Below are 24,203 nucleotides of genomic sequence, written 5' to 3' on the forward strand. Positions count from 1 at the left end.
GGAGCTGGCGAAAGGACACGGTGGTCGGGCGCGACGGACTCGGGTTGGTCTTCGGATTCTGCATCGGCGCCGGTGTCGCCGTGCAGGGCCGGATCAACGGCGCACTCGGCGCCGAGCTGGGCGACGGTGTCGCGGCCGCCACCATCAGCTTCGCGACCGGTCTCGTCGCCCTCCTGATCGCGCTCGCGGTCAGTCCCCACCTGCGCGCGGGTCCGGCGCGGGTGCGAACCGCCGTGTCCGCCGGGGAGTTACGGCCGTGGCAGCTGCTCGGCGGGTTGTGTGGAGCGTTCTTCGTCGCCGGTCAGGGACTCACGATCGCCGCGATCGGCGTCACCGCGTTCACCGTCGCGGTGGTCGCGGGCCAGCTGCTCAGCAGCCTCGTGGTCGACCGGCTCGGCCTCGCCCCCGCAGGCCGCACCCCGATCACCCCGTGGCGGGTAGTCGGCGCGATCCTCGGCATCGGCGGCGTCCTCCTCGGCGCGGGCGGTCATTCCGCGTCCGCGACCGCGGTGACCGGCCTCCCCGACATCCCGGTGCTGCTCATCGCCATACCCGCGCTCGCGGGAATCGGCCTGGCCTGGCAGCAGGCCGTGAACGGCCGGGTCGGCGCCGTGGGCGGCCCGTTCTCGGCGACCCTGGTGAACTTCGCCGTCGGCCTGGTGGCCCTGTGTCTGTTCGACGTGTTCACCGTGATCACGACCGGTCTGCCGGAGCGATTCCCCACGGCCCCCTGGTTGTATCTCGGCGGCCTGATCGGCGTGGCCTTCATCGCCCTGGCCGCCTACACCGTCGGCCTGATCGGCGTCCTGCTGCTCGGCCTGACCTCCGTCGCGGGCCAGCTCATCGCCGCGCTCGTCCTCGACGCCATCGACGGAAGACTGTCCACCGCAGCCGTTCTCGGCTGCCTCGTCGTCCTCGCCGCCGTCCTCGTAGCCAGCCGCGCCCAGGCCCCGGCCGATCGCTGACGCGCAGGCAGGCGTGGGCCGCCGGTCGTGCCTCGGCCCAGACTCGACGTCGACCTGCGCCCGCGTCGTCGTCGGCACCGGTCCCGCCGTCACGACGGGCTGCCCGATCGGCGCGGGTGTTAGGTTGCTCGCGAACGAACCGGGCCGCCTGATCGAGGTGGGCTCGCCCCGCCGTGGCGGGAGTGAAATGGGGGAGTGCCGAAGTGATCGAGCCGTTGGCGCCGGGCGAGCAATCGATGATCGGCCGGTATCGGATTCGCGGTGTGCTCGGTGCGGGCGGCATGGGGCGGGTCCTGCTGGCCACGGGACCGGACGGGCGCTTCGTCGCGATCAAGCAGATCCACGCGCACCTGCTCGACGACCGCGAGTTCCGGGCCCGCTTCGAACGCGAGGTCGCCATCTCCGCCCGCGTCTCCGGCGCCTTCACCGCGGCCGTCGTCGACTTCGACACCGGCGCCGAATCCCCGTGGCTGGCCTCGGTCTTCATCGCCGGAGTCCCGCTGGACCGCGCCGTCCGCGACAACGGCCCACTGCCCGACCCGGCCCTGCGCACCCTCGCCTCCGGCCTCACCTCGGCTCTGCACTCCATTCACGCCACCGGCCTGGTGCATCGTGATCTCAAGCCCGCCAACGTGATCCTCGCCGCCGACGGGCCGAGGGTGATCGACTTCGGCATCGCCCAGGCGGTGGGTTCCGGCCAGCTCACCGAGGTCGGCGCGGTGGTCGGCTCACCCGCGTACATGTCACCGGAACAGGCCATGAGCGAGCCGATCACCTCCGCCTGCGACGTGTTCTCCCTCGGCTCCCTGCTGTGCATGGCCGCCACCGGCCAGAGCCCCTTCGCCGCGACGTCGGCCCCGTACACCCTGTTCAACATCGTCCACAGCGAGCCACAGCTCGACCAGGTCCCCGCCTCGCTGCGCGAGCTGATCGCCGGTTGCCTGCGCAAGGACCCGCACGCCAGGCCGACGCCGGCGCAGATCCTGGACTACCTCGGGGCGCTGCCGGTGCAGTCGCGGCCCTGGCCCGCGCCGATCCACACCGCGATCGCCGAGCAGACCCGCGATCTGGTCGCACTCACCTCCGATCCCGAAGCGACACAGATTCTTCCGGCGCACCTGTCGGTCCCCCAGGCACCTGCCACCGCGCCGCCGCCGCGGCGACGGCGCACCGCACTCCGAGTGGGCCTCGCCGTGGCCGGCGCGGCGGTGCTCGTCGCCGGGCTCACCGCGGTCGTTCTGCGCGGTGGCGAATCCGCGCCTCCGTCAGCGCTGCCGACGGCGACACTGCCCGGCATCGACCAACTCCGCGCCGTCGACACCTGCGGGTGGTTGCGGCAAGCACTCGGCCCGACCTTGCCCGCGGCCGCGGCTGTGAAGGCGTCGACGGAGGTGTCGTCGTGGCGCTGGCAGCCGACGTCGAGCTGGGGCTGCGACGGCACGTCCGGAGCGGCGCGTATCGCGGTGGAAATCGGCGCCGCGACAGCCGGATTCGCGCCCGACGCGCGGGTGGTCAACGGGTACGCGCTGGCCCGCAAGGGCGAGGACTGCGCGTTTGCGATCGAGGGCGGAGCCGAGGGGCAGCGCTGGGGCATCACGGTCGACGCCTTCACCCGCGACGACTGCGGTCTCGCCGACCATGTCGTCGACCGGCTGACGGCCACACTGGGCGAACGACCCACCGACCCCACCGCCCAGCGATCGTTGACCTCGGTCGATCCCTGTGCGCTGGTGGACAGTTCGGCGTTCGCGAGCCTGGGCAGCGGCGTCGCGAAATCCGCGCACAGCTGCGAATGGCCGGGCGCGACCACCGTGCGGATCGCCCTGTCCCAGCAACGCCAGCGGCAGACGTCGGCGGTGCAGGAGACCATCGACATCGGCGACGGTGTGCAGGTCGATAAATCCGACGAATTCTCCGCTGTCGCGTCCGAATGCCGCCGCAGCTACCGCTACCGCAAGGTGGGCCAGACCTTCGTCGAGATCGTCGAGGTGGTGGTCGCTGACCAACGGCAGCGGACGGCGCAGCTGTGTGAGATCGCCGATCCGCTGGTGAAGCAGGCGGTCAGCCGGTTGCCCGCGCAGTAGCGGCGCGGATACCCGGGTGATAGTTTCACGGCAGAGTTCGGGAGGGGTCGGCGGGCAGTTCGCCGGTCGGAGGGGAACATTCGTGCGGTACCGGTCGCGTTGTGTCGTGGCGTTGCTGTCGCTCACGCTGCTCATCGCGGCCTGTGGTGACGAGTCGGCGGCACTGGATCACGGTGGCTACGCGCTGGATCCGATTCCGGGCGACTTCGACGACGCGCCGAGTCGCGTGCGTGGATCGCTGGTGGAATCGGTGCGCATCGGGGAGCGGCTGCTGTTCGCCGACCGGGTCGACCCGGACCTGGTCGAGGGTGACGGCGGCGGTGTGGTCGTCGGGGTGCGCGGCGTCGACGAGCTGCTCTCGGGCGTGCAGCAAACGGCCCTGCAACCCTTCGATGTCCAGGCCGGTTTCGGGGCGATCGGCAGCAACGGCCGATCCGACAACGAACAGCAGCACAAGCTGCTCTCGATCACGATCCTGTCGTTGCCCGATGCCGAGCAGGCCGGTGCCGCGGCGCAGGCGATGGCGGCGGCGGACTTCGGCGCCAACACCGAGAACGCGCCGTTGCCGCTGCCCGATTACCCGGCCGCGCTGAGTCATTGGCGCCCGGGTGTGCCCACGGTCGGTAGCTGGCTGGTGTGGAAGAACCTGGTGATCCGGCTCTACGCGAAGGTCGTCGACCCGCGTCCGGAAGTGCTGACCGATCTGCTCACCCGCACCTATCGGGCCCAGCTGGCCGAGCTCGACACCTTCGTCCCGACACCGGCCGCCGACCTGGCGGCGTTGAAACTCGACAGCGAGCATCTGCTCACCCGGGTCGTGAAGACCGGCGAATACTGGCCGGATCGGTGGGATTTCCTCGTCTACGGCCCGCGGACCTATGCGCTGCTGCTGGACAAGCCGTCGGCTCGGCTGCGGGAGTTCGAGCAGAGCAAGATCGACGCGGTCGCGGTGTCGTACAACAAGTTCCTGCATCGCGCGAGCGACGAGCAGACCGCGCGGACCTACGCCGAGGCCGAGGAGAGACTGCTGCTGTCGGCGGATTTCACGGCCATGTCGGAGGTCCCCGGGCCCGATGGTGTCTCGTGCTATCGCGCGTCGCGGCCGAATACCGAGGTGAGCGCCGCCCGCCGCTTCGCGTGTCTGGTGCGGCGCGACGAATTCGTGGTGCGCGTGTACAGCAATCAGGAAACCGATGTCCGGCAACTCGCGGTCGCGCAGTACGCGTTGCTGAGCGGATCCCGGTGAGACGGGAGGCGAGGCGATGAAACCGCTGGGTCCACACGATCCGGGCCAACTGGGCCGCAACCGTCTGCTGGCGGTGATCGGCAACGGCGGGATGGGCCAGGTGCTGCTGGGGCAGAGTCCCGACGGCCGACTGGTCGCCGTGAAGCGGATCCACCGGCAGTTCACCGGCAGCCCCGAGTTCCGGGCCAGATTCCGCCGGGAGGTGCTCGCCTCCCAGCAGGTCACCGGCGCCTACACGGCCGGCGTCGTCGACCACGACGCCGAGTCCGAAACACCCTGGTTGGCATCGGAATACATTGCGGGTCCGTCCCTGCAGGAGATGGTCGGCGAGTACGGCCGCCTGACGGTGAGCGGGCTGAAATTGCTGGCGACGGGCCTGGCGATGGCGCTGCTCGAGATCCACCGCACCGGCCTGGTGCACCGTGACCTCAAGCCGAGCAACATCCTGCTGACCAACGACGGCCCACGGGTGATCGACTTCGGCATCGCCAGGGCGCTGGAGGACGACGTCACGCTCACCGCGACCGGCGCGGTGCTCGGCTCGCCCGCCTACATGTCGCCGGAGCAAGCCGAGTGTCGCACGCTCACCGCGGCGTCGGACGTGTTCGCGCTCGGTGCCGTGCTGGCGATGGCGGCCACCGGCGTCGGCCCGTTCGACGCCGCGTCGACGCCGCAGGTGCTCTACAACGTGCTCTACGGCTCGCCGGACACCACCAGCATCCCGCAGCCGATCCGCGCGCTGGTCGACGCGTGCCTGGCGAAGGACCCGGCGCAGCGCCCCACGCCGGAGCAGGTGCTCGACGCGGCGAGCCGGATCGAGGCCGAGCCCGTCTGGCCGGTCCGGATTCGCCGACGGATCGCGGAATACCAGGCCGAGGCGGCGAGCTGGGCCGACGGCACGGCGAGGGTCGCGCCGGAGCCCGCCGAGCGGCCGAAGCGAGCATGGTCGCGCATCGTCGTGGCCGCCGGGGTGGTCTCGGCGCTGGTACTGAGCGCTACCGCCCTCTGGGGCATCGGTGTGGAGGGCAACGCGGTGGCGATGGACGACCCGCCGCTCGCGCTGACCGTCGACGAGAGCCGCGGGCTCGATCTCTGCGCGCTGGTGATGCCGTCGGTGCTCGGTGAACTCGGCACGGCGACAGGTGAAGTCGCGCCGAACGGGGTGCACTCGTGCAGCATCTCCTATCGAGATCAGTCCGGGCGCAAGGTGCAATTCACGCTCGAGAACGGCACCCCGGTCGAACAGGTCAAGGGCGGCAGGACCGCGATGGGCAGCACCATCAACTGGATGCCGGTGCTGGGCCGGAACAAGGAAGCCCGCAATTGCGACCGCTCGGTCGTGGCGCAGAGCGGGTTGCCGATGGCGCTGACATTGAGCGCGCAGACCTTCGAGGGCGGCGACACCTGTCCGGCGGTCGAGCGCGGACTCGGCGCGGTGGTGCGCCGGCTGGCGGTCAACCCACCGCTGCGCGCGCTGCCCGCGGACTCGGTGCTGCGGCTGGATCCCTGCGCGCTGCTGGATTCTCCCGCCCTCAGCTCGGTGACCGGTGATCCGGCCCGCAGCCGTACCGTGCACGGCTGCGTGGCCGATGGGCGGGAAGGGTATGTCGCGCTCGACCTCGACGATCGCCTGCGACCGGATCACGTGGTCGGTGGCAAGGTCCGGCCCACCAGGACGATCGAGGGGCGCACGGTGAACGTTCGCACGGAGAACGTCAATTTCTGCGAGCTGGCCTTCATGACCAGGCCGAGCCGGGACGATCAGGCGGAGCAGGTGCGCATCATGTACTCCGCGTACAAGCCGCAAGCGTTGAGCCCGTGCGACGCCGCGGCCACCCTGTTCGCACCCGTACTCACGAAGTTGCCCACCTCATGACGATTCACCCCCGCGGTCCCGGCGAACCGGACACCATCGGCCGCTACCGCGTCATCGGCGCGCTCGATGCGGAAGTGGGTTTCCGCTCGCTGCTCGCGGCCGGTCCCGACGATTCCCTCGTCGTCGTGCGGCAGGCCGAGGCCGAACTGCTCGACGAGCCCGAGTTCCGGATCAGGCTGCGGCACAGCGCGGTCGCCGCGATGCGGGTCTCGGGTGCCGCCAACACGACGGTGATCGATGTCGACGCCGATGCCGACAAGCCGTGGCTCGCTTCGGTGTTCGTGCCGGGGGTGCGACTCGACCGCGCGGTCGCCGAACACGGCCCGCTGCCGGTGCCCGCCGTCCGCGCGCTCGCCGCGGCCCTGGCCTCGGCATTGCGGACCGTGCACGCCGCAGGCCTCGTGCATCAGCGGCTCCGGGCCGACTCGGTGTTGCTCGCACGCGACAGCGGTCGGCTCGGCGAGATCGGCATCACGCCGGTCGCCGGACCGCCGACGACCGGCAGCGTGACCGCTCTCGGCACCCCGGACTACCTCGCGCCCGAGCAGGCTCTCGGGTTGACGATCACCCCGGCCGCCGACATGTTCGCCCTCGGCTCGGTGCTCGCCTTCGCGGCCTCCGGCCGCGCGCCGTTCACCGCGCCGTCGGTGCCCTACATCCTGTTCAACATCGCGCAGCGCGAGCCCGACCTGAGCGGGGTGCCCGAACCGCTGTACGAACTGATCGCCGCGTGCCTGCGCAAGGATCCGGCGGCCCGGCCGACGCCGGGCCAGATGCTGGAGTACCTCGGTGGTCCGCCCTCGGCACCCGCGCCGTGGCCTGCGCCGGTGCTCGACGACATCGGCCGCCAACAGGACCAGGTGTCCGCCCTGCTCGCCGCGTTGCCGCCGGTCGTCGCGCCGGTGGCCCCACCGGCGCGGCCGTTGCCCGAAGTCCTCGCCGGGTTCGGGCAGCGCGCGCTCGACACCGGCAGGCGGGTGGCGCGATCCGGCCTGCACCGCTGGCGCGCGGCCACGCCGGAGATCCGGCGCGCGCTGGCCGGCGGGCTGGCGGCGCTGCTGCTCGTCGTCGTCGGTCTCACCTATTGGGCCACCCGACCGGCGAGCGAACCGCCGCCGGTGACCGGGTTGACCCTCGCCCAGCTGCGGCAGACCGATGCGTGCGCCTGGCTCGGCGAGGCCATCGGCGACGCGGTCCCGGTCGCGCCCGCCCCGCTCGCCGCCGACACCTGGAAGCTGGACCAGTCGCCGTCCTGGGGGTGCTTCGCGACCTCCAACCGGACCTCGCTGAGTCTGGAGCTGGGCACCGAGGACATGTACCTGACGCCGAATCAGCACGTCGTCGACGGTGTGCCGATCATCGACGGCAGTGCGGCCGCCTGCACCAGGGCCATCGCCAGTCCGGGTGCGGAGGGTCCGGCGGGCATCGTCATCACCCTCTCACCGCCGAGCGGGGTCAAGGGGTGCGACGGCATCGACTACATCGCGGCGAATATCGCCCGGTCGCTGTCGTCCGCGCCGCGTGTGGAGCATCAGGAGTCGTCCCTGGCGCTGGTCGAGCCGTGCACCCTGCTCGATCGTGACCTCGTGGCCGCCAAGATCGGCAGACTGCCGCCTGCGCCGACGATCGCGGACGCGCACACCTGTCAGTGGAACGGCAGCGTGCAGCTCAGCGTGAAGCTCGTCAGCAAGAGCAGGTACACCTCCGGCACCGAGCTGGTGACGATCTCCGTCGACGGGTTCCGGCTCTACGTCGACCAGCCCACCAGCACGAAGGCCATGTGCACCAGGGCCTACCTCATACCCCAGTCCGAGACGGAGACGGTCGAGGTGTCGGTGCACGGCGCCGAGGGCATGCGCGAGGACTACTGCGCGATCGCCGGTGAGATCCTGCGCTCGGCCGCGGAGAAACTGGCGAACCGCTGAGATCCCCGTCCCGCGTCGGCCCCGGGGCATACTCGACCCCGGGGACCCACCACGAAAGGGACAGTGATGGACCAGCTCGGGGTAGCGGTAGTCGGGTACGGCCTGGCCGGGTCGGTGTTCCACGCGCCGCTGATCGCCGCCGATCCACGGTTGCGGGTGGCGGCGGTGGTGACCTCGTCCGAGGAGCGGGCGGCGAAGGCGCGGGCCGAGCATCCCGGTGTGCGAGTGGTGCCGAACGCCGACGAGCTGTTCACCGAGCCGGCGGGAATCGACCTGGCGGTGATCGCCACGCCCAACAGCAGTCACGCGCCCTTGGCGTTGCGGGCCCTGGTCGCGGGTCTGCCCGTGGTGGTCGACAAGCCGTTCGCGGTGACCTCCAGCGACGCCGACGCGGTGGTGACCGCTGCCGAGGACGCCGGACTCGCGCTGAGCGTGTTCCAGAATCGCCGCTGGGACAACGACTTCCTGACGGTGCGCGCGCTGCTGGACGCGGGGGAGTTCGGCGAGGTGCGGCGATTCGAGTCCCGGTTCGAACGCTGGCGTCCGGTCACCAAGGGCGGCTGGCGTGAGCTGGGCACCGCGGCCGACGGCGCGGGCATCCTGTTCGATCTCGGCAGTCACCTGGTCGACCAGGCCCTGACCCTGTTCGGCCCGGTCACCGAGGTCTATGCCGAACTCGACCGCCGCCGCCCCGGCGTCCAGGCCGACGACGACGCCTTCATCGCCCTCACCCACGCCTGCGGCACCCGCTCCCAGCTGTGGATGAGCGCCGTCGCACCACAATTGGGCCCCCGGCTGCGCGTGCTCGGCTCCACCAGCGGCTACACCGTCCACGGTCTGGATCCGCAGGAGGACGACCTGCGCGCGGGCCGCCGACCCGGTGACGGCGAACCGGGTTGGGGCACAGTGCCGCCGGACCGCTGGGGTACCTTCGGCGCGGGCGACGACCTGCGGGCCGTTCCCACCGTGCCCGGTGACTACCCCGCCTTCTACGCCGGCATGGCCGCAGCCCTCCTCGACGATGCCCCGGTCCCGGTCGACCCCCGCGACGCCGTGCACACCTTGCGCATCCTGGAGTACGCCGCCCACGTGGCGGGCCGGGACGAGCCCTGACCGGGCGCGATCCGACCCGGTCAGGAAACCGCGATCAGTGGACCGCGGGCCCGAGCGCTTCGACCTGCACCGCGACCACGCCGGTCAGAATGCCGCGCGCGACCGCGAGCAGCTCGGCGACCTCCGGTGAGGTGAGTGCGTAGGTGACCGACTGCCCGTCCCGGCGCGAGGTCACCAATCCGGCCCGCCGCAGCACCGACAGCTGCTGGGACAGGGTCGCCGCCTCGACGCCGACCTCGGGCAGGATCTCCGCGACCACATGCGGCCGCGCGCTCAACAGTTCGAGCACGCGAATCCGCACGGGATGCCCGAGGGTTTTGAAGAAGTCGGCCTTCATCTGATACAGCGGCCGCTGTGTCCCCGGCACGAACGGCTAGATCTCGAGCTCGGCGTCGATGTCGGCGAGGCGACGGCGAGCGAGCGCGAGATTGCCGCGGGCGCGGTCCATGGCGAGGTAGAGGAACAGGCCCTTGGCCCGGCGCGCCTTGGAGGGCCGGATCAGGTGGTACTGCCCGCTGAGGGTGATGAGCACGTCCTCGATTCCGTCGTCGATGCCGAGCTGCTCCATGGTGCGGACCTTGGCGCGCAGCACCTCGGTGTTGCCCGCGGCGGCGACCTGTAGATCCAGGGTCTTGGATCCGCCGAGCGCGCCGAGGGTCATGCCGCTGGTGTAGTCGACGATGCAGGCGCCGAGCGCCCCGTCGAGCAGCATCATTTCCTTGAGTGCGATATCCATGTCCGCCAAGGGATTTCCTTCCGAATCGGAGCGGTTGACCGTCGATGGTGACGCTAGGTCAGTGGCGGGAGTTCCGTCGGCCGAATCGACCCGGAATTGTCCGAAGATTGGCAGTTTGCAAGTTATGCAAACAGTGGACAGGCGGGTGGACAGACGAAACGGGCGGGACGAAAGCCGTCCCGCCCGTTCGGAATCCGGAGTCAGAGCTTGCGCGAGCGCAGCTCGTGGCCCTTGGAGGTCTTGCAGCGGCCCGATTCCAGGTCCCACTGCCAGCCGTGCAGGTTGCAGGTCAGGTTGTTGCCTTCCACCACACCGAATTTGGAGAGGTCGGCCTTGAGGTGGGGGCAGCGGCGCTGGACTTCCCAGCCGTCGAGTTCGGTGACGGCGGAGTCGTCGTGGGCCTCGGCGAACCAGCCGTCGGCGTAGGCGATGCGCTCGTCGGTGAGGCACTTGAAGAAGGTGTAGAGGAACTCGTTGTAGCCGCCGATGCGCCACGCCTGGAAGCGGGTGGACAGGAAGATCGTGTTGACCCAGTCCGGCTCGTTGTCGCGCAGCACGGTGCGGACCAGCTCGGGAGCGATCCGGAAGCCGTAGCGGTAGCGGCCCTCGCCCTCGATCGGCGCGCGGACGGTGCGGTGCGGGAAGTCCAGCACCACGGTCTCGTCGCCGATGACCAGGCCGACCGGGTACCCGATGCCGTCGCTGATCAGCGCCGACTGCTTCATGATCGGCTCGAACAGCTCGCGCAGCGGCTCGAGCAGCGAGCCCTCGCCGGTCTCCCAGGATGCCTTCTCGGCGGCCAGCACGGGTGCGAACCGCTCGGCCATCTCCGCGATGTAGGCGGCCTTGTCGCCGTAGATCCGGTCCGGATCGAAGGGGTGCGCGAGGTCGAGCTCCTTGCCGCGCACGTCGGCGACCGAGCCCGGGATCATCAGGATGCCACCGGCGTTGCCGTGGATCTCCATCTGCTCGAGGAACACGATCTGGTCGGGGAAGATGTTGCCTTCCTCGCCGCGGTCGTCGTTGAGATAGCGCAGTTCGTCGTCGAGGAACACCGGCGGGCCCGCCGAGGGCACCACCCAGGTCGCGCCGACCTGCTCGATGTAGGAGCGGGCGCGGTCCATGCCGCGCTGCCGCTTCTGCTTGCCGAAGTTGGCCTTGGTGCGGGCCGGGATGTCGTAGACGGCCGGGTACCAGATGGCGCCGGAGTACTGGAGCAGGTGGATGTCGATGTCGCCGAACGCCTCGTGGATGACGTCCATGTCCACCGGGCGCGCGTCGTTCATGTTGAAGCAGGTGGTCTCACCGTCGGAGATGAGAATGCCGGAGTCGCCGATCGGGCCGTCGGCGGGCGCCCGCAGCGCCACGATCATGATGTCGAGCGAGCCCTTGGGGCCGGTGACGGTGTGCTTGACCGAGTCCTCGGTCTCGAAGAACTTGGTGAAGCCCAGCGCCTCGAGCTCGCGGCGCAGATCCGGCACCGGGTAGTCCGGCAGCAGGATCGTGGCGTCCTTGTTGACGTACTTGCGCAGATGCGCGGCGTCGAAGTGGTCGCGATGCAGGTGCGAGACATACAGGTAGTCGACATCGCCGAGCGACTCCCAATCGAGCTGGGAGTTGTCCGGGAACGGGAACCACGAGGCGAAATACGCGGGATTGACCCAGGGGTCGCACAGGATCGTCCCGGCCGTGGTTCGGATGTGGAAGCCTGCGTGTCCGACGCTGGTGATCTGCACGAGCTGTTTCCTCCTACCAGTATCTGATTCGCCGGATCGGGGGCCCTGCGTGGTCACGCAAGCTGCCGCCTCCGGACCCTGGCTGCTCCGGCGGACCAGCCAACCAGGGTAGTGGCTAAACCGTGACGTCACCGATGCAGTAGCCCTCGGCGGTCGGTACCACGGTGAAAGTCCGCACCCGCGTGCCCCCCGGCGAGGTGGTCACCGGGACATGAACTGCCAGGTAGTCGCCGCGAACCTGGTCGGATCGTAGCTCGTCACCGGTGTAGGAGGTGACATTGCCTACTTTGCCCGAGTCGCCGGCCAGTGGGGGTGCTGTGGGGTTGCCGGCGCCCTGGGGATCCCAGGTGGTGAGGCTCGCCTTGCAGGTCAGCGGATGGGTGTCTTCGATGTCGGCCGGATCGAGCGGTTTGCCGGTGGCGCGCGCGAGGTAGCGGCGGACGGTGTGGCGGGCATCGGCTTCGTCGTAACCGGGCTCGACGCCTGCCGCGAACACCCGGCCACAGGCGTAACCGGTGGCGACGGCATCGCGCTCCACGGTGACGGTGGTGGTGCGGTTTCGCCAGGTGACGGTGTCGGCGGTCGCGGTGCCGGGCTGGCCGAGCGCGGCGAGGACCGACTGCGGGTCGGCGTACATGTCGGCGACCGTGCGCGGCGGGATGGTCCAGCACTTGGCCTGCAGTTCGGCGACCGTGCTCGTCTGCAGGTCGGCGGCCCAGCGGCGGACCGCGGTCACCGCGTCGGCGTCGCCGGGCACCGCGCCGACCTGCGGCGCGTCGGCGGGCAGCGGGGTGGTGGCCTTCGTCGGCGCCGGTTCGCCGGGGGCGATCGCCTGGGTGGCGGTGGACGTGGTCGGAGGTGCCGTCGCGGTCGTGGTGCCCGCCGGTGCCGGATCGTCACCGGGGATGCCGGAGACCGAATCGCACCCGGCGATCAGCGCCGCGGTGACGGTGAGTCCCGCGGCCAGCGCGACGGCGCGGTGCGGGCGGGGACGGGGCAGAGCAGGCGGGGTCGGCTGCGCGCGTTCCACTACGACGTTCCTCATTCCTGGGCCGTGGCACGATCTGCGACTACGCTAGCTGAATTGTGGAACCCGTCTACCGGTCGATCATCGGCCTGGCCCGAACCGTCTTCTTCCTCGAAGGTCTGAAGTTCACCGTGAAAGGCGCGGAGAACATCCCCGCGTCCGGTGGTGCCGTGGTGGCGATCAACCACACCGGCTACATGGACTTCACCTACGCGGGACTGCCCGCGCGCACACCTGGTCGCTACATCAGGTTCATGGCCAAACAGGAGGTGTTCGACAACAGCATCTCCGGCCCGATCATGCGCGCCCTCAAACACATCCCCGTGGACCGCACCGCGGGCGCCGACTCCTACAAGTCGGCGGTGAAGTACCTGCGAGCAGGCGAGCTGGTCGGCGTCTACCCCGAGGCCACCATCAGCCGCAGCTTCGAGATCAAGGAATTCAAGTCCGGCGCGGCCCGGATGGCACTCGAGGCCGACGTCCCGATCATCCCGATCGTCATCTGGGGCGCCCAACGCGTCTGGACCAAGGGCTTCCCCAAGCGCCTCGGCCGCACCAACACCCCCATCTCGATCGCGGTCGGCGCCCCGATCAAGCCGTACGAACCGGCCACCGAGCTGACCGCCCAGCTCCGGAGCACGATGCAGGGGCTGCTGGCCGAATTGCAGGAATCCTACGAGCACGAGCCCGGCGCCTACTGGGTCCCGCGTCGCCTCGGCGGCAGCGCCCCGACCCTGGAAGAGGCCACCGCACTCGACGACGCCGAGGCCGCGGAGCGCCTCGCCCGCAAGGCCGCCCAGCGGGAGCAGCCGGAAGCCTGATCCCGACCGACTCGCTCCCGGCGCCGCGCCCTCAGCGCGGTATCCGGCAGCGAGTCGGCGCGGGCAGCCTGCCGCGCGGGTGGGTCGCCGATCATCGCCGCGCCTTCGCGCGGCCGTGCCGAGTCCCGGATCAGTTCATGGTCAGCACCCAGGATCCGTTGCAGCCTTTACGGTCGTTCAGGTCGCCGTCGTAGACCCAGTGGAACACGATCGGCGGGTTGGTCCGCACGCTCCAGCGTCCGGACGGCGAGGTCACCACCCTGTTGTTACGGGTCAGCACGCCCACGTCGTCGTGGGCGAAGATCCATTTGCCCTGGCTGGTCGGGTAATTCAGCCGTACCGTCACCCGCCCGCCGGTGTGGTTCTGCACCACCAGGCACGAGCCCGGGTTGTTCCGGTCGATCGCGTACTCGCCGAACTCGCCCTCCTCGACGTTCTCGCCGCTGTCGGTGAACTCCACCGCGTCGGTGAAGTCCGCGTGCGCCGGGCCCGCGCCCATGATCGTCACGGTAATCGCGGCGATGCCCGCCGCGACCGGTCCCAGAGTCTTCATCCCGTTCCTCCCTAGTGCCGGTGGCGACCACCGGACTGGGAAAGAGCTTTCCCGGCAAGGGATTCCGGAACCTTGGCGAGCGCTTAACGGCGGGTGCGCCGCCGTGCGGCGGTGCCTGTCGTCGGTGCCTCGGCCCGGGTCGAGGACACCGGTGTGGCCTGGCGGCCTACCCCGAGGGATCGGGTGCGGGCGGGCGAAACCCGTGGAAGCATACGTGCGCGATCGCGCCGCCGACCTATCTGGCCTGGTCGTTGCCGGTCTGGACCGCCGGCTGCGCGCTGATCTTCGAACCGGCGCCCTGGGTGCTTGCCTGGGCCGCGTCGGTCCTGCTGCTGATCGGCATCCGCCGCGCCCCACGCTGACCTCACCGCTCCCGCCCGTCGGCCGTGCGCACGGATTTCGTTTTTCGCGGCCGACGCGCTAGAGTTCCTTCTCGCACGACGAAGCCCCCGGCGATCCCGGAACGGGCCTCGCACGGCGTGCGGATGTAGCGCAGCTGGTAGCGCATCACCTTGCCAAGGTGAGGGTCGCGAGTTCGAATCTCGTCATCCGCTCCACGAAAAGCCCGGTCGACACTCTGTCGCACCGGGCTTTCCGCGTTCTCAGCGCCGCGTGATCCGCTCGTAGGTCACCGGCGGCAGGTAGTCGCCGATCAGCCTGCGCCGCCACCAGATCCGCTGCCGGAACAGTTCTTCGGGCGAGCTGAAGTGGTACTCGTAGAGCCGGGCGCGCAGGTAGTGCGGTGGGGCGTCCGGGAAGGGGCAGTGCCGCAGCAGGCGCAGGGTGTCGGGGTCGTTGCGGAGCAGGCGCAGGGCCAGCGGCAGCGCCCACGCCCTGGCGTAGGCGGGCGACAGCGCGGCGAACCACATCAGCCAGTCCAGGCGCAGGTGGTACGGCGCCCACTGGCGGGGCAGGCGGCGCGGATCGCCCGGTTTGCCCTTGAACTCGTACTCGCGCCACCGCGTGTCCGGGGTGAGCTCGGTGGCATCGGTGCCCTCGAGCACGATCTCGTGCCGGACCCGCGTGATGCTGCCGAAGGCGCCGTAGGTGTTGACCAGGTGCAACGGGTCGAACGAGGCGTTCATGGCCTGACGCGAGGACAGCAGATTGACGACCGGCTGATAGCTCAGCACGGCGACCAGCCCGACATAGCCGAACACCGCGCCGGTGAACCAGGCAGGTGGCGGCTGCGCCTCGGGCGCGTCGGGCAGCATCGCATAGACCCGCCCGTCGACCACCGTCGTGGCCAGCAGCAGCGTCACCCAGTTCAGCCAGGCGAAATTGCCGGACAGCACCAGCCACAGCTGGGTGACGATGACGATGCCCGCCGCCACGCTCGCCACCGGTTGCGGCGCGAACAACCCGAACGGCACCACCAGCTGCGCGAAGTGATTGGCCGCGACCTCCACCCGGTGCAGTGGTCGCGGCAGCTGGTGGAAGAACCAGCTCAGCGGACCGGGCATCGGCTGGGTCTCGTGGTGGTAGTACAGGCAGGTCAGGTCGCGCCAGCACCGGTCCCCGCGCATCTTGATCAGCCCGGCGCCGAACTCCACCCGGAACAGCAGCCAGCGCGCGGCGAACAGGACGAGCAGCGGCGGCGCGACGGTGTCGTTGCCCAGGAAGATCGCCAGAAAACCGGCCTCGAGCAGCAGTGCTTCCCAGCCGAAGGCGTACCAGGCCTGCCCGACATTGACGATCGACAGATACAGCACCCACAGCACGAACCACAGCGCCATCGACCCCCACAGCGGCACCAGATCGGCGGCCCCCACGGCGACCGCGACCGCCACCGCCACCCCCGACCAGGCCACCGCGGCGTAGGCGCGATCGGAATAGTGCAGCTGGAACAGACTCGGTGCCCGCCGGAACGGGGTCCGCGCCAGGAAACGCGGCACCGGCAGCATCCCGCGTTCACCGAGCAGCGCCCGGAATTGCAGCGCGGCGCCGAGGAACGCGAGCGCGTAGACGACCGCCAGGCCACGCTGGAAGATCAGCCTGCCCTGCCAGTACTCCGGCGCCGTGAACCAGTCCATGCACCCGCTCCCGGACGGTCATGCTCCCTGGTTCGATTGTCCACCCGCAGACCGTCCGGCGAAACGCCCTCGGTCATTCCGGCAGCTCGAGGCCGGATCCGCCGGTGACCGCCGCGCGCAGCTCGGGCTCGTGCCACCGCGCGGCGATGCCGGGCAGCGCCGCCAGATAGCCGACGACGCGGTCGGTGTCCCAGCCGTGCGAGGCGCGCAGTCCGGCGGCGATCATGGCCACATAGCGAGCCGATGGTCGTTGCAGGTCAACCGTTTCCGGCCGCCACGGCGCGGTGAAGGTGAGGATCGGCGCGCCGTCGAGGGTCCCGGCGTGCACCACGGTCTCGTACCGGCCGCGCCCCAGCCGGACCGAGCCCGCCGCGAGCACCGACGCGAGGTCGAAGTCGGCGCTCGGTGTCCGGTACATCTCCTGGGCGAGCAGATCGCCGAACTGGCCGACGGTGAGCAGGTACCCGCGCGCCGCGACGCCGATCGGCCAGCCGGTGGCCGGGCGGTCGGCGTAGAAGGCGACGCCGCCGGTCCAGACCGGGCTCTGCCAGGCGAAATACAGGCTCCCCGGCAGGGTCAGCGGCATCGTCGCCGCCGGTGGGGTGCGGTCGCGGAAGCCGGGGTAGGGGTGCGCTGTGCCCGGCGGGGTGCCGCCGTCACGGTAGTAGGCGAACCGCGCGGCAAGCATGTTGGAGCCGTACGCGGCGTACCAGACGCGCTGAGCTGTGGTCACGGGCTCACCTCGGGTGGGTCACGGTTCCTGAGCGGAGGAAACGAATCCGTTTCTGCCGTCGATTCTTCCTTCGATGGGTCGGGAGGACATCGAGGGGAGAGATCATGAGATCAGCGATCGTGGTGGCAGCGCTGGTGGCGTCGGCGGGGGGACTGGCCGCGTGCGCCGGCGATCAGGGTTCGACCGCGCAGACCACCGTCACCCAGTCTGCCGTCGCCCAGCCGAGCGGCACCGGCGCCCCGGGTACTCCACCGGTCATCGTGCCCAGCCCGGCCACCGCCGTCCCGACGGCGGCGCCCACCGGATTGCCCTCGCGCGACGACGCCACCGTCGACGCCCGCGACTACCAGCAGCGCGACAACTTCTACTTCCAATCACCGACCGGCAACATCATGTGCGGCATCCTCGCCGACGCCCCGTTCGGCGTCGGCTGCCAGCTGGCGAAGGCGAATGTCATTCCGCCGCAACTGCCCAACTGCGACGACGCCCCCGACCGCAAGGTCGCCGTGCACACAGTCGGCGGCAAGACGGAGTTCCTGTGCACCAGCCAGGGCATCTTCGTCGGCTCCCCGGTGGACGGCACCAACAAGGGCGGCGGCGCCACCCTGCACTACGGCGACACCCTCGTCGTGCGCGGCGTCGCCTGCACCTCCAGCCGGCAGGGCGTCCGCTGCGACGCGGCGGGCCACGGCTTCACCATCTCCGCCGACAGCCAGACCACCTTCTGACCCGATGCGGGCGATTCGCGCGCGAGAAGGGGCGCCACCCGGAATCCCGGATGACGCCCCCGCGCTCGTCGTCGACTAGTGCGCCGTCGACTTGAATCGCCGCAACCGCAGGCTGTTGCTCACCACGAACACCGAGCTGAACGCCATGGCGGCGCCGGCCAGCATCGGGTTGAGCAGGCCCGCCATGGCCAGCGGGATGGCCGCCACGTTGTAGGCGAAGGCCCAGAACAGGTTGCCCTTGATGGTGGCGAGGGTGCGGCGCGACAGGCGGATCGCGTCGGCGGCGGCGCGCAGGTCGCCCCGGACCAGGGTCAGGTCGCTGGCCTCGATGGCGACATCGGTGCCGGTGCCCATCGACAGGCCCAGATCGGCCTGGGCCAGGGCGGCCGCGTCGTTGACGCCGTCACCGACCATCGCGACGACCTTGCCCTCGGCCTGCAGCCGCTTGACCGTGTCGACCTTGTCCTGCGGCAGCACCTCGGCGATCACCTCGTCGATGCCGACCTCGTCACCGATGGTGCGGGCCGCGCGGGCGTTGTCGCCGGTCAGCAGGATCGGGGTCAGCCCCAGCGCGCGGAACTGCGCGATGGCCTGCGCCGAGGTCGGTTTCACCGCGTCGGCCACGACGAGCACGCCGCGTGCCTTTCCGTCCCAGCCGACCGCCACGGCGGTCTTGCCCGCCGACTCCGCCTCCGTCATCGCGGTTTCCAGCGCCTCGGGCAGCGGCTGCGACCAGTCGGCCAGCAGCCGGGCCCGGCCGACGATCACCGCGGAACCGTTCACCACGCCCTGCACGCCGAGGCCCTCGACATTGGCGAAACCCTCCACCGGCAGCAGCGTGCCGAACTCGTCCTGCGCGGCCTTGGCGATCGCCTGGGCGATCGGGTGCTCCGACGAATGTTCCAGCGCGCCCGCCAGTTCCAGTACCCGGCCGCGCTCCTCGCCCTCGGCGGGCAGCACGTCGAGCAGGGTCATCTTGCCGGTGGTGACGGTGCCGGTCTTGTCCAGCACGATGGTGTCGACCTTGCGGGTCGATTCCAGCACCTCGGGCCCCTTGATCAGGATGCCGAGCTGGGCGCCGCGCCCGGTGCCGACCATCAGCGCGGTCGGGGTGGCCAGGCCGAGGGCGCACGGGCAGGCGATGATCAGCACCGCGACGCCGGCGGTGAAGGCCGCCGCGATCGCGCCGCCGGTGCCGAGCCAGAAGCCGAGGGTGGCCACGGCCAGCGCGATGACGATCGGGACGAAGATGCCGGAGATCTTGTCGGCCAGGCGCTGGGCCTGGGCCTTGCCGGTCTGCGCGTCCTCGACGAGCTGGGCCATCTGGGCGAGCTGGGTGTCGGCGCCGATCCTGGTGGCGCGCACCAGGAGCCGTCCGCCGACATTGACGGTCGCGCCGGTCACCGCGTCGCCCGCGCCGACCTCGACCGGCACGGATTCGCCGGTCAGCATGGAGGCGTCGACCGCCGAACTGCCCTCGGTCACCACACCGTCGGTGGCGATCTTCTCGCCGGGCCGCACGATGAACTCGTCACCGACGGCCAGCCGCTCCACCGGAATCCGGGTCTCCACGCCGTCGCGCAGGACCGCGACGTCCTTGGCGCCCAGCTCCAGCAGCGCCTTCAGCGCGGCTCCCGCCCGTCGCTTGGAACGGGCCTCGAAGTAGCGCCCGGCCAGGATGAACGTGGTGACCCCCGCCGCGGCCTCCAGGTAGATGCTGCCGGTGCCGTCCATCCGCGCGATGGTGAATTCGAACGGGTGCTTCATCCCCGGCGTGCCCGCCGTACCCCAGAACAGGGCGTACAGCGACCAGCCGAAGGCGGCGAGCGTGCCCATCGATACCAGCGTGTCCATGGTGGCGGTGCCGTGCTCGAGGTTGGTCCAGGCCGCCCGGTGGAAGGGCAGCGCGCCCCACACGACGACCGGCGCGGCCAGCGTCAGCGAGAGCCACTGCCAGTTGGTGAACTGCAACGCGGGGATCATCGCCATCGCGATGACCGGGACGGTGAGCACCAGCGAGACCAGCAGGCGGGTTCGCAGTGAGGCGGTCGGGTCGGGCTCGACGGCCGCGTCGTCGGTGGGCTCGGCCTGCTTCGGCGCGGGCAGCGCCGCGGTGTAGCCGGCCTGCTCGACGGTGGCGATCAGCTCCTCGGGGGAGATGTCGCCGGTGACGTCGACCCTGGCCTTCTCGGTCGCGTAGTTGACCGTCGCGGTGACCCCGTCGAGCTTGTTGAGCTTCTTCTCGATCCGGTTCGCGCAGGAAGCGCAGGTCATGCCACCGATCACCAGTTCTACCTGGCCGGTGCCCGGTGGTTGCGTCACGGTGGTCATGGGGTGCTCCGTTTCGTTCCTGGTATCGATTCTTGCTGAGGGTTTGCCGACGGGCTACGTCAGTGCCCGTGGCCGGGTTCGGCCGGTGCGGTCGTCGGCGCCGGATCGCTCGCGCCGGTGGCCGCCGGCTGGGCGACGCGCACCGTGAACTCGGCCGTGCGCACCACGCCCTGGTGCTGGAAGTCGAGGAACAGGCGGTAGTCGCCCGCGCTCGGCGCGTTCACCACGAAGTCGATGCCGGGACCGGCGGGGGTGACTCCGTCGCCGGGGGCACCTTCGGGGTGAACGTGCAGGTAGGCGAGGTCGGCGGCGCGCAGGGCGACCAGGTGGCCGTAGGCGCCGAGGTAGGGCTGTAGGTCGGTGACCGGGGTGCCGTCGCGGCTCACCGACAGCGTCACGTTCGAGGCCGTTCCCGGCGTGACCGTGCCGTCGAGGGTGACGGTGTACTCGCCGACCCGGGCGGTGGTCGCGGGCGCCGGGAGCGCCTGCACGTCGTAGTTGCCCGCCACGCGCAGGTCCGCGCCGAGGGTCAGGTTCGACCCGCCCGCCGGGGTGAAGTCGGCGAACACCCGGTAGTCACCGCCCCGGCTCAGGTTCAGCGGCACCGACCAGGTGCCCGCCGGGTCCAGCACCGGGTGCACGTGCTGGAAGCCCGCCATGTCGCGCCGCACCACGATCAGGTGCAGATCCTTGTCGTGGCTGGTCACGTACTTCGTGACCGGTGCGCCGGTGGCGTCGAGGATGCGGAAGCTCACCGGCGCCTGCGCCGCGGTCGTGGTGTTCGGCTTGTCGATGGCCAGCGTGTAGCCCTGATCGGAGGCGAGGAGGCCGCCGGGCAGGTCGGCCGACGGCGCCGCCGCGGTCGAGTGTTCGCCGTGCCCGGCCGGTTCGGCGGGTTCCGGACCGACCAGGGCGCCGGCGGCCAGAGCGATCCCGAAGACCGCCGCGAGGCCGAGGGTGAAACCGGCGAACTTGCCTGTTGCGTTCATCGGGATGCTCCGTTTCGGGTTCAGTCGGCGAGCTGGAAGCCGGCCGCGGTGACGGCGTCGGCGAGGGCGGTGCGCTCGGGTGCGGTGCCGTCGATCGCCACCGTGCCGGTGGCCAGGTCGACCTCGACGCCCGTGACGCCGGGCAGTGCGCCGACCTTGTCGCGCACCTTGTTGGTGCAGCAGCCGCAGGTCATGCCGGTGACGGTGACGGTGGTGGTGCTCATGGTGGTCTCCTCGTCCGTGATCTCAATCATTACCATACCCCCCTAGGGTACTTTGTCAAACGGTCGCGTCGGCCGTGACCGGGGCGGGGCTGCGCATGACCGCGGCGGTGATGCCCGCACCGGCCAGGGCCAGCAGGCCCGCGCCGAGGAAGGCCGCCGAGTAGCCGTCGGTCAGCGCCGTGGCATCGCCCAGTTCGCCCGCGCCGAACGCGGCGGCGACCGCCGTCATGGCGGCCAGGCCGAGTGCGGAACCCACCTGGTAGCTGACGTTGACGATGCCCGAGGCCAGACCGCCCTCCTCCGGTCGCGCCGCCGAGATGGCGGTGCCGAGCGAGGGGATGAAGGCCAGCGACATCCCGCCGGCGGCCACCAGCGAGGCGGGCAGCACGTCGACCCAGAAGTTGCCGGTCGGCCGCACCAGCGACATGATCCCCAGGCCGAGACCCAGCACGATCAGGCCGGTGACGATCATCGGCTTGGCGCCGAAGCGCTGCATGGCCTTCGGGGCCAGCACCACCATGCCGAGCATGATCAGCGTGGTCATCGGCAGCAGCGCGGCGCCCGACGGGAACGCGCTGTAGCCGAGCACCTGCTGCAGGTACAGGTTCAGGAAGAACCACATCGGCACCCACGCCGCGGCCAGCGCGAACTGGGCGAAGTTGGCGGCGGCCAGATTCGGCGCGCGGAAGATGCTCAGCCGCATCAGCGGTTCGCCGCGGCGGGACTGAATGGCGACGAAGCCGCCCAGCAGCGCGGCGGCCAGCGCCAGCACGCCCAGGGTTTCCGCGGACGCCCAGCCGACCTCGGGAGCCTGCACGATCGCGTACACCGCGGCCGCCAAACCGGCTGTCACCGTGATGGATCCGGCGATGTCGATGGATCCCTTGCGCGCGGGGGCGGCGGGCATCAGCAGCGGAACGGCGATCAGCGCCAGCGCCGCGATCGGGATATTGATGTAGAAGACCCACGGCCAGCTGACGTATTCGGTGATCACACCGCCCAGGAACACGCCCGCGGTGCCACCGGCGGGAGCCGCCGCGCCGTAGACGGCCAGCGCCTTGGTGAGTTCCTGTGGCGAGCCGCCGAACAGCATCATCAGCAGGGTCAGTGCCGAGGGCGCGATCAGCGCCGCGCCCGCGCCCTGGATCGCCCGGCCCGCCAGCTCGATGCCGACGGTGCCCGCGGCGCCGGCGATCACCGAGCCTACGGCCAGCACCAGCCAGCCCGCCCCGAAGATCCGGCGCGCGCCGAGCAGGTCGGAGAGCCGGCCGCCGAGCAGCAGCAGGCCGCCGAAGGCGATCACGTAGGCGTTGAACACCCAGGTCAGATTGCCGGGGGTGAAGCCGAGCTCGGCCTGCATCTTCGGCAGCGCGATCCCGATGATCGAGGTGTCCATGATGACCATGAACTGCGCTGCGGCGATCACCGCCAGCGCCCACCACTTCCGGGTGGATTGCGATTGCGTAGTCACGACTTTCGTCCTTTCGAGCGGAGAGCGTCTCGTGGTCGGTACCATACCCCCCTAGGGTATTAACCTGTCAAGACTCCGGCGGAAAGGATTTCGACAGCGAAAAGCCCGGCCCACACGGCGGTGGACCGGGCATTTCGTGCTGCGCGGATCAGGATTCGGGGCGGTAGGTGATCAGCGCGATCGCCGGCGCCGACACCACCTGCACCCGCTCGCCGCCCTTGACGGAAATCTGCGCGAAGCCGCCCTCGATGGCGACGTGCACATCGCGCACCATCGCGGTCTGCCGCCCGTCGGCATCGGTCAGGGTGTAGCCGGCGACCAGGCTGACGGTGTCGGCGGCGCGCCATCTCATTGTCGTCGCGGGTGCCTTCGGTGGGGTGGGGGCGAGTGGAAAGTCCAGCTCGGGGCGGGCGACATGGTTGAAGTAGTTCGACAGCACGTTCAATGCCACATGGCCGACGGCCTCGGTCAGTTCGGCATCGCTGACGCCGCTGCTCCTGGCCTCGGCCAATCGCTCGTCGTCCACCCGGCCGCCGGTGCGCTGTACCTCGCGGGCGAAGCGCAGCACGGCTTCGGCGTGCGGGTCCTCGGCGCGGGCGGCCCGCGTCGCCGCGATCGCCTCGGGCGTGAAGCCCATCTTCGACGCGCGCATCGTGTGCGCCGAGACGCAGTATTCGCAGCCGTTGTCGGCGGCGATCAGCAGGGCGAGCTGCTCGCGGGTCCGCGCGCCGAGCTTGCCCGCGGTGAGGGCGTCGCGCAAGCGCAGATACCCCCGTAGGGTGGCCGGGCTGTTGGCCATGGCGGCGTACAGATTCGGCACCCGGCCCAGTTGCCGCTGGACTTCGGTGAGCAGTTCGCCCTGCTCGGCATCGGCGGTGTCGGCGGACAGTAGCGGCAGTCGGGACATGGTGCGCTCCAAGGCTTTCGGCAACGGTACTGATCGGTACCGAATGGAGACGGTACCGATCGGTTCCGTCTCGGTCAAGCAATTCGGTACCGATCGTTTCCGTTCTGGTACGGTGGGCGCATGGCGACACAGGCCAAGCAGCGGTTGCTCACCACCGCCGAGGAGCTGTTCTACGCCGAGGGCATTCGCGCCGTCGGCATCGACCGGCTGCTCCAGGAGTCCGGCGTCGGCCGCGCCTCCTTCTACCGCCACTTCGCGAGCAAGGACGACCTGGTCGTCGCCGTGCTGGAAGACCGCGACCGTCGCTGGCTGGACTGGCTACGCACCTCCGTCGAAGCCGTCGACGACCCGGCGGCGCGCCCGCTGGCCGTCTTCGCCGCCCTCGCGCAACGCTTCGCCCGCAACGACTTCCGCGGCTGTGCCTTCATCAACACGATGATCGAAGTCGCCGACCCCACCGCCCCCGCCCACCAAGTGGCCGACCGCCACAAGCGCCGCGTGATCGACTACCTCACCGAACTCCTCACCGCCGCGGGCCATCCCGATCCGGAGGTCCTCGCCCCCGAACTGGCCCTGCTCATCGACGGCGCCATCGTCACCGCCGTGCGCGAGAACTCCCCGGCCGCCGCCGACCGCGCGGCCTCGATCGCCACCAAACTCCTGGCGTGAGCGCGGCCGGACCCGCGGCGTTCGCGGGCGGTGAAC

At 70.5% G+C, this 24,203-nt stretch carries 22 protein-coding genes and 1 tRNA gene; 11 read left to right on the forward strand and 12 right to left on the reverse strand.

Annotated features, from left to right (window positions below):
- Positions 1 to 20: 20 nt before the first annotated feature.
- From Q7X29_RS02015 to Q7X29_RS02040, 6 genes are all read left to right on the forward strand, one after another.
- Positions 21 to 965 carry a DMT family transporter gene (locus tag Q7X29_RS02015; protein ID WP_316573123.1) on the forward strand — a complete coding sequence of 315 codons (945 nt, stop codon included), beginning with the start codon at positions 21 to 23 and terminating at the stop codon, positions 963 to 965.
- Between the two features lie 203 nt (positions 966 to 1,168).
- Complete coding sequence (locus Q7X29_RS02020; protein WP_316573124.1) at positions 1,169 to 3,049, forward strand: serine/threonine-protein kinase; 1,881 nt, start codon at positions 1,169 to 1,171, stop codon at positions 3,047 to 3,049.
- Between the two features lie 106 nt (positions 3,050 to 3,155).
- Positions 3,156 to 4,295, forward strand: a complete 1,140-nt coding sequence (locus Q7X29_RS02025; protein ID WP_316573125.1) for a DUF7373 family lipoprotein — start codon at positions 3,156 to 3,158, stop codon at positions 4,293 to 4,295.
- 16 nt (positions 4,296 to 4,311) lie between these two features.
- Positions 4,312 to 6,171, forward strand: a complete 1,860-nt coding sequence (locus Q7X29_RS02030) for a serine/threonine-protein kinase (RefSeq protein WP_316573126.1) — start codon at positions 4,312 to 4,314, stop codon at positions 6,169 to 6,171.
- A complete protein-coding gene (locus tag Q7X29_RS02035; protein ID WP_316573127.1) occupies positions 6,168 to 8,096 on the forward strand; it encodes a protein kinase domain-containing protein in 1,929 nt (642 codons plus the stop codon). Before Q7X29_RS02030 ends, Q7X29_RS02035 begins: the two co-directional genes overlap by 4 nt.
- Positions 8,097 to 8,162: 66 nt before the next feature.
- Positions 8,163 to 9,209 (forward strand): Gfo/Idh/MocA family protein, encoded by a 1,047-nt coding sequence (locus Q7X29_RS02040; protein ID WP_316573128.1) that lies wholly within the window; start codon positions 8,163 to 8,165, stop codon positions 9,207 to 9,209.
- 34 nt (positions 9,210 to 9,243) lie between these two features.
- Here Q7X29_RS02040 and Q7X29_RS02045 read toward each other — a convergent pair whose 3' ends face one another.
- The 4 genes from Q7X29_RS02045 to Q7X29_RS02060 form a co-directional block, all read right to left on the reverse strand.
- On the reverse strand, positions 9,244 to 9,546 hold the full coding sequence (locus Q7X29_RS02045) for an ArsR/SmtB family transcription factor (protein ID WP_218717493.1): 303 nt from the start codon (positions 9,544 to 9,546) through the stop codon (positions 9,244 to 9,246).
- 36 nt (positions 9,547 to 9,582) lie between these two features.
- A complete protein-coding gene (locus Q7X29_RS02050) occupies positions 9,583 to 9,954 on the reverse strand; it encodes a hypothetical protein (protein WP_218717469.1) in 372 nt (123 codons plus the stop codon).
- A gap of 191 nt (positions 9,955 to 10,145) precedes the next feature.
- Positions 10,146 to 11,681, reverse strand: a complete 1,536-nt coding sequence (locus Q7X29_RS02055) for a Rieske 2Fe-2S domain-containing protein (protein ID WP_218717470.1) — start codon at positions 11,679 to 11,681, stop codon at positions 10,146 to 10,148.
- A 115-nt stretch (positions 11,682 to 11,796) separates the two neighbouring features.
- Positions 11,797 to 12,726 carry a hypothetical protein gene (locus Q7X29_RS02060; RefSeq protein WP_316573129.1) on the reverse strand — a complete coding sequence of 310 codons (930 nt, stop codon included), beginning with the start codon at positions 12,724 to 12,726 and terminating at the stop codon, positions 11,797 to 11,799.
- Positions 12,727 to 12,767: 41 nt separating this feature from the next.
- Between Q7X29_RS02060 and Q7X29_RS02065 the strand changes: the two genes are divergently transcribed.
- Positions 12,768 to 13,529 carry a lysophospholipid acyltransferase family protein gene (locus Q7X29_RS02065; protein ID WP_218717471.1) on the forward strand — a complete coding sequence of 254 codons (762 nt, stop codon included), beginning with the start codon at positions 12,768 to 12,770 and terminating at the stop codon, positions 13,527 to 13,529.
- Positions 13,530 to 13,659: 130 nt separating this feature from the next.
- Here the strand turns inward: Q7X29_RS02065 and Q7X29_RS02070 are convergent, their stop codons facing one another.
- Positions 13,660 to 14,082 carry a hypothetical protein gene (locus Q7X29_RS02070; protein ID WP_218717472.1) on the reverse strand — a complete coding sequence of 141 codons (423 nt, stop codon included), beginning with the start codon at positions 14,080 to 14,082 and terminating at the stop codon, positions 13,660 to 13,662.
- 20 nt (positions 14,083 to 14,102) lie between these two features.
- Here Q7X29_RS02070 and Q7X29_RS02075 point away from each other — a divergent pair, with 20 nt between their 5' ends.
- Positions 14,103 to 14,444, forward strand: a complete 342-nt coding sequence (locus Q7X29_RS02075) for a hypothetical protein (protein ID WP_316573130.1) — start codon at positions 14,103 to 14,105, stop codon at positions 14,442 to 14,444.
- Between the two features lie 119 nt (positions 14,445 to 14,563).
- A tRNA-Gly gene (locus Q7X29_RS02080) sits at positions 14,564 to 14,639 on the forward strand.
- A gap of 45 nt (positions 14,640 to 14,684) precedes the next feature.
- Here Q7X29_RS02080 and Q7X29_RS02085 read toward each other — a convergent pair.
- Together Q7X29_RS02085 and Q7X29_RS02090 are read right to left on the reverse strand one after the other, a co-directional pair.
- Positions 14,685 to 16,115 carry a lipase maturation factor family protein gene (locus Q7X29_RS02085; protein ID WP_316573131.1) on the reverse strand — a complete coding sequence of 477 codons (1,431 nt, stop codon included), beginning with the start codon at positions 16,113 to 16,115 and terminating at the stop codon, positions 14,685 to 14,687.
- A gap of 73 nt (positions 16,116 to 16,188) precedes the next feature.
- On the reverse strand, positions 16,189 to 16,848 hold the full coding sequence (locus Q7X29_RS02090; RefSeq protein WP_316573132.1) for a histone deacetylase: 660 nt from the start codon (positions 16,846 to 16,848) through the stop codon (positions 16,189 to 16,191).
- Positions 16,849 to 16,952: 104 nt separating this feature from the next.
- Between Q7X29_RS02090 and Q7X29_RS02095 the strand changes: the two genes are divergently transcribed.
- Complete coding sequence (locus Q7X29_RS02095; protein WP_316573133.1) at positions 16,953 to 17,576, forward strand: DUF6636 domain-containing protein; 624 nt, start codon at positions 16,953 to 16,955, stop codon at positions 17,574 to 17,576.
- 75 nt (positions 17,577 to 17,651) lie between these two features.
- On the opposite strand, the gene Q7X29_RS02100 is transcribed toward Q7X29_RS02095, so the two are convergent.
- The 5 genes from Q7X29_RS02100 to Q7X29_RS02120 all read right to left on the reverse strand — a co-directional run bounded on the left by Q7X29_RS02100 (position 17,652) and on the right by Q7X29_RS02120 (position 23,498).
- Positions 17,652 to 19,907 (reverse strand): heavy metal translocating P-type ATPase, encoded by a 2,256-nt coding sequence (locus Q7X29_RS02100; protein WP_316573134.1) that lies wholly within the window; start codon positions 19,905 to 19,907, stop codon positions 17,652 to 17,654.
- 59 nt (positions 19,908 to 19,966) lie between these two features.
- Positions 19,967 to 20,896, reverse strand: a complete 930-nt coding sequence (locus Q7X29_RS02105) for a hypothetical protein (RefSeq protein ID WP_316573135.1) — start codon at positions 20,894 to 20,896, stop codon at positions 19,967 to 19,969.
- Between the two features lie 20 nt (positions 20,897 to 20,916).
- Positions 20,917 to 21,120, reverse strand: coding sequence for a heavy-metal-associated domain-containing protein (locus tag Q7X29_RS02110; protein ID WP_218717496.1), 204 nt, complete (start codon positions 21,118 to 21,120; stop codon positions 20,917 to 20,919).
- Positions 21,121 to 21,175: 55 nt separating this feature from the next.
- Entirely contained in the window at positions 21,176 to 22,591 is a 1,416-nt protein-coding gene (locus tag Q7X29_RS02115; RefSeq protein WP_316573136.1) for an MFS transporter, read from the reverse strand.
- Positions 22,592 to 22,739: 148 nt separating this feature from the next.
- Positions 22,740 to 23,498, reverse strand: coding sequence for a carboxymuconolactone decarboxylase family protein (locus tag Q7X29_RS02120; protein ID WP_316573137.1), 759 nt, complete (start codon positions 23,496 to 23,498; stop codon positions 22,740 to 22,742).
- A 120-nt stretch (positions 23,499 to 23,618) separates the two neighbouring features.
- Between Q7X29_RS02120 and Q7X29_RS02125 the strand changes: the two genes are divergently transcribed.
- Positions 23,619 to 24,167 carry a TetR/AcrR family transcriptional regulator gene (locus tag Q7X29_RS02125; protein ID WP_316573138.1) on the forward strand — a complete coding sequence of 183 codons (549 nt, stop codon included), beginning with the start codon at positions 23,619 to 23,621 and terminating at the stop codon, positions 24,165 to 24,167.
- The last annotated feature ends 36 nt before the right edge of the window (positions 24,168 to 24,203 follow it).

Origin of the sequence: Nocardia canadensis, assembly GCF_032656385.1 — a bacterium.
Taxonomy (GTDB): domain Bacteria; phylum Actinomycetota; class Actinomycetes; order Mycobacteriales; family Mycobacteriaceae; genus Nocardia; species Nocardia canadensis.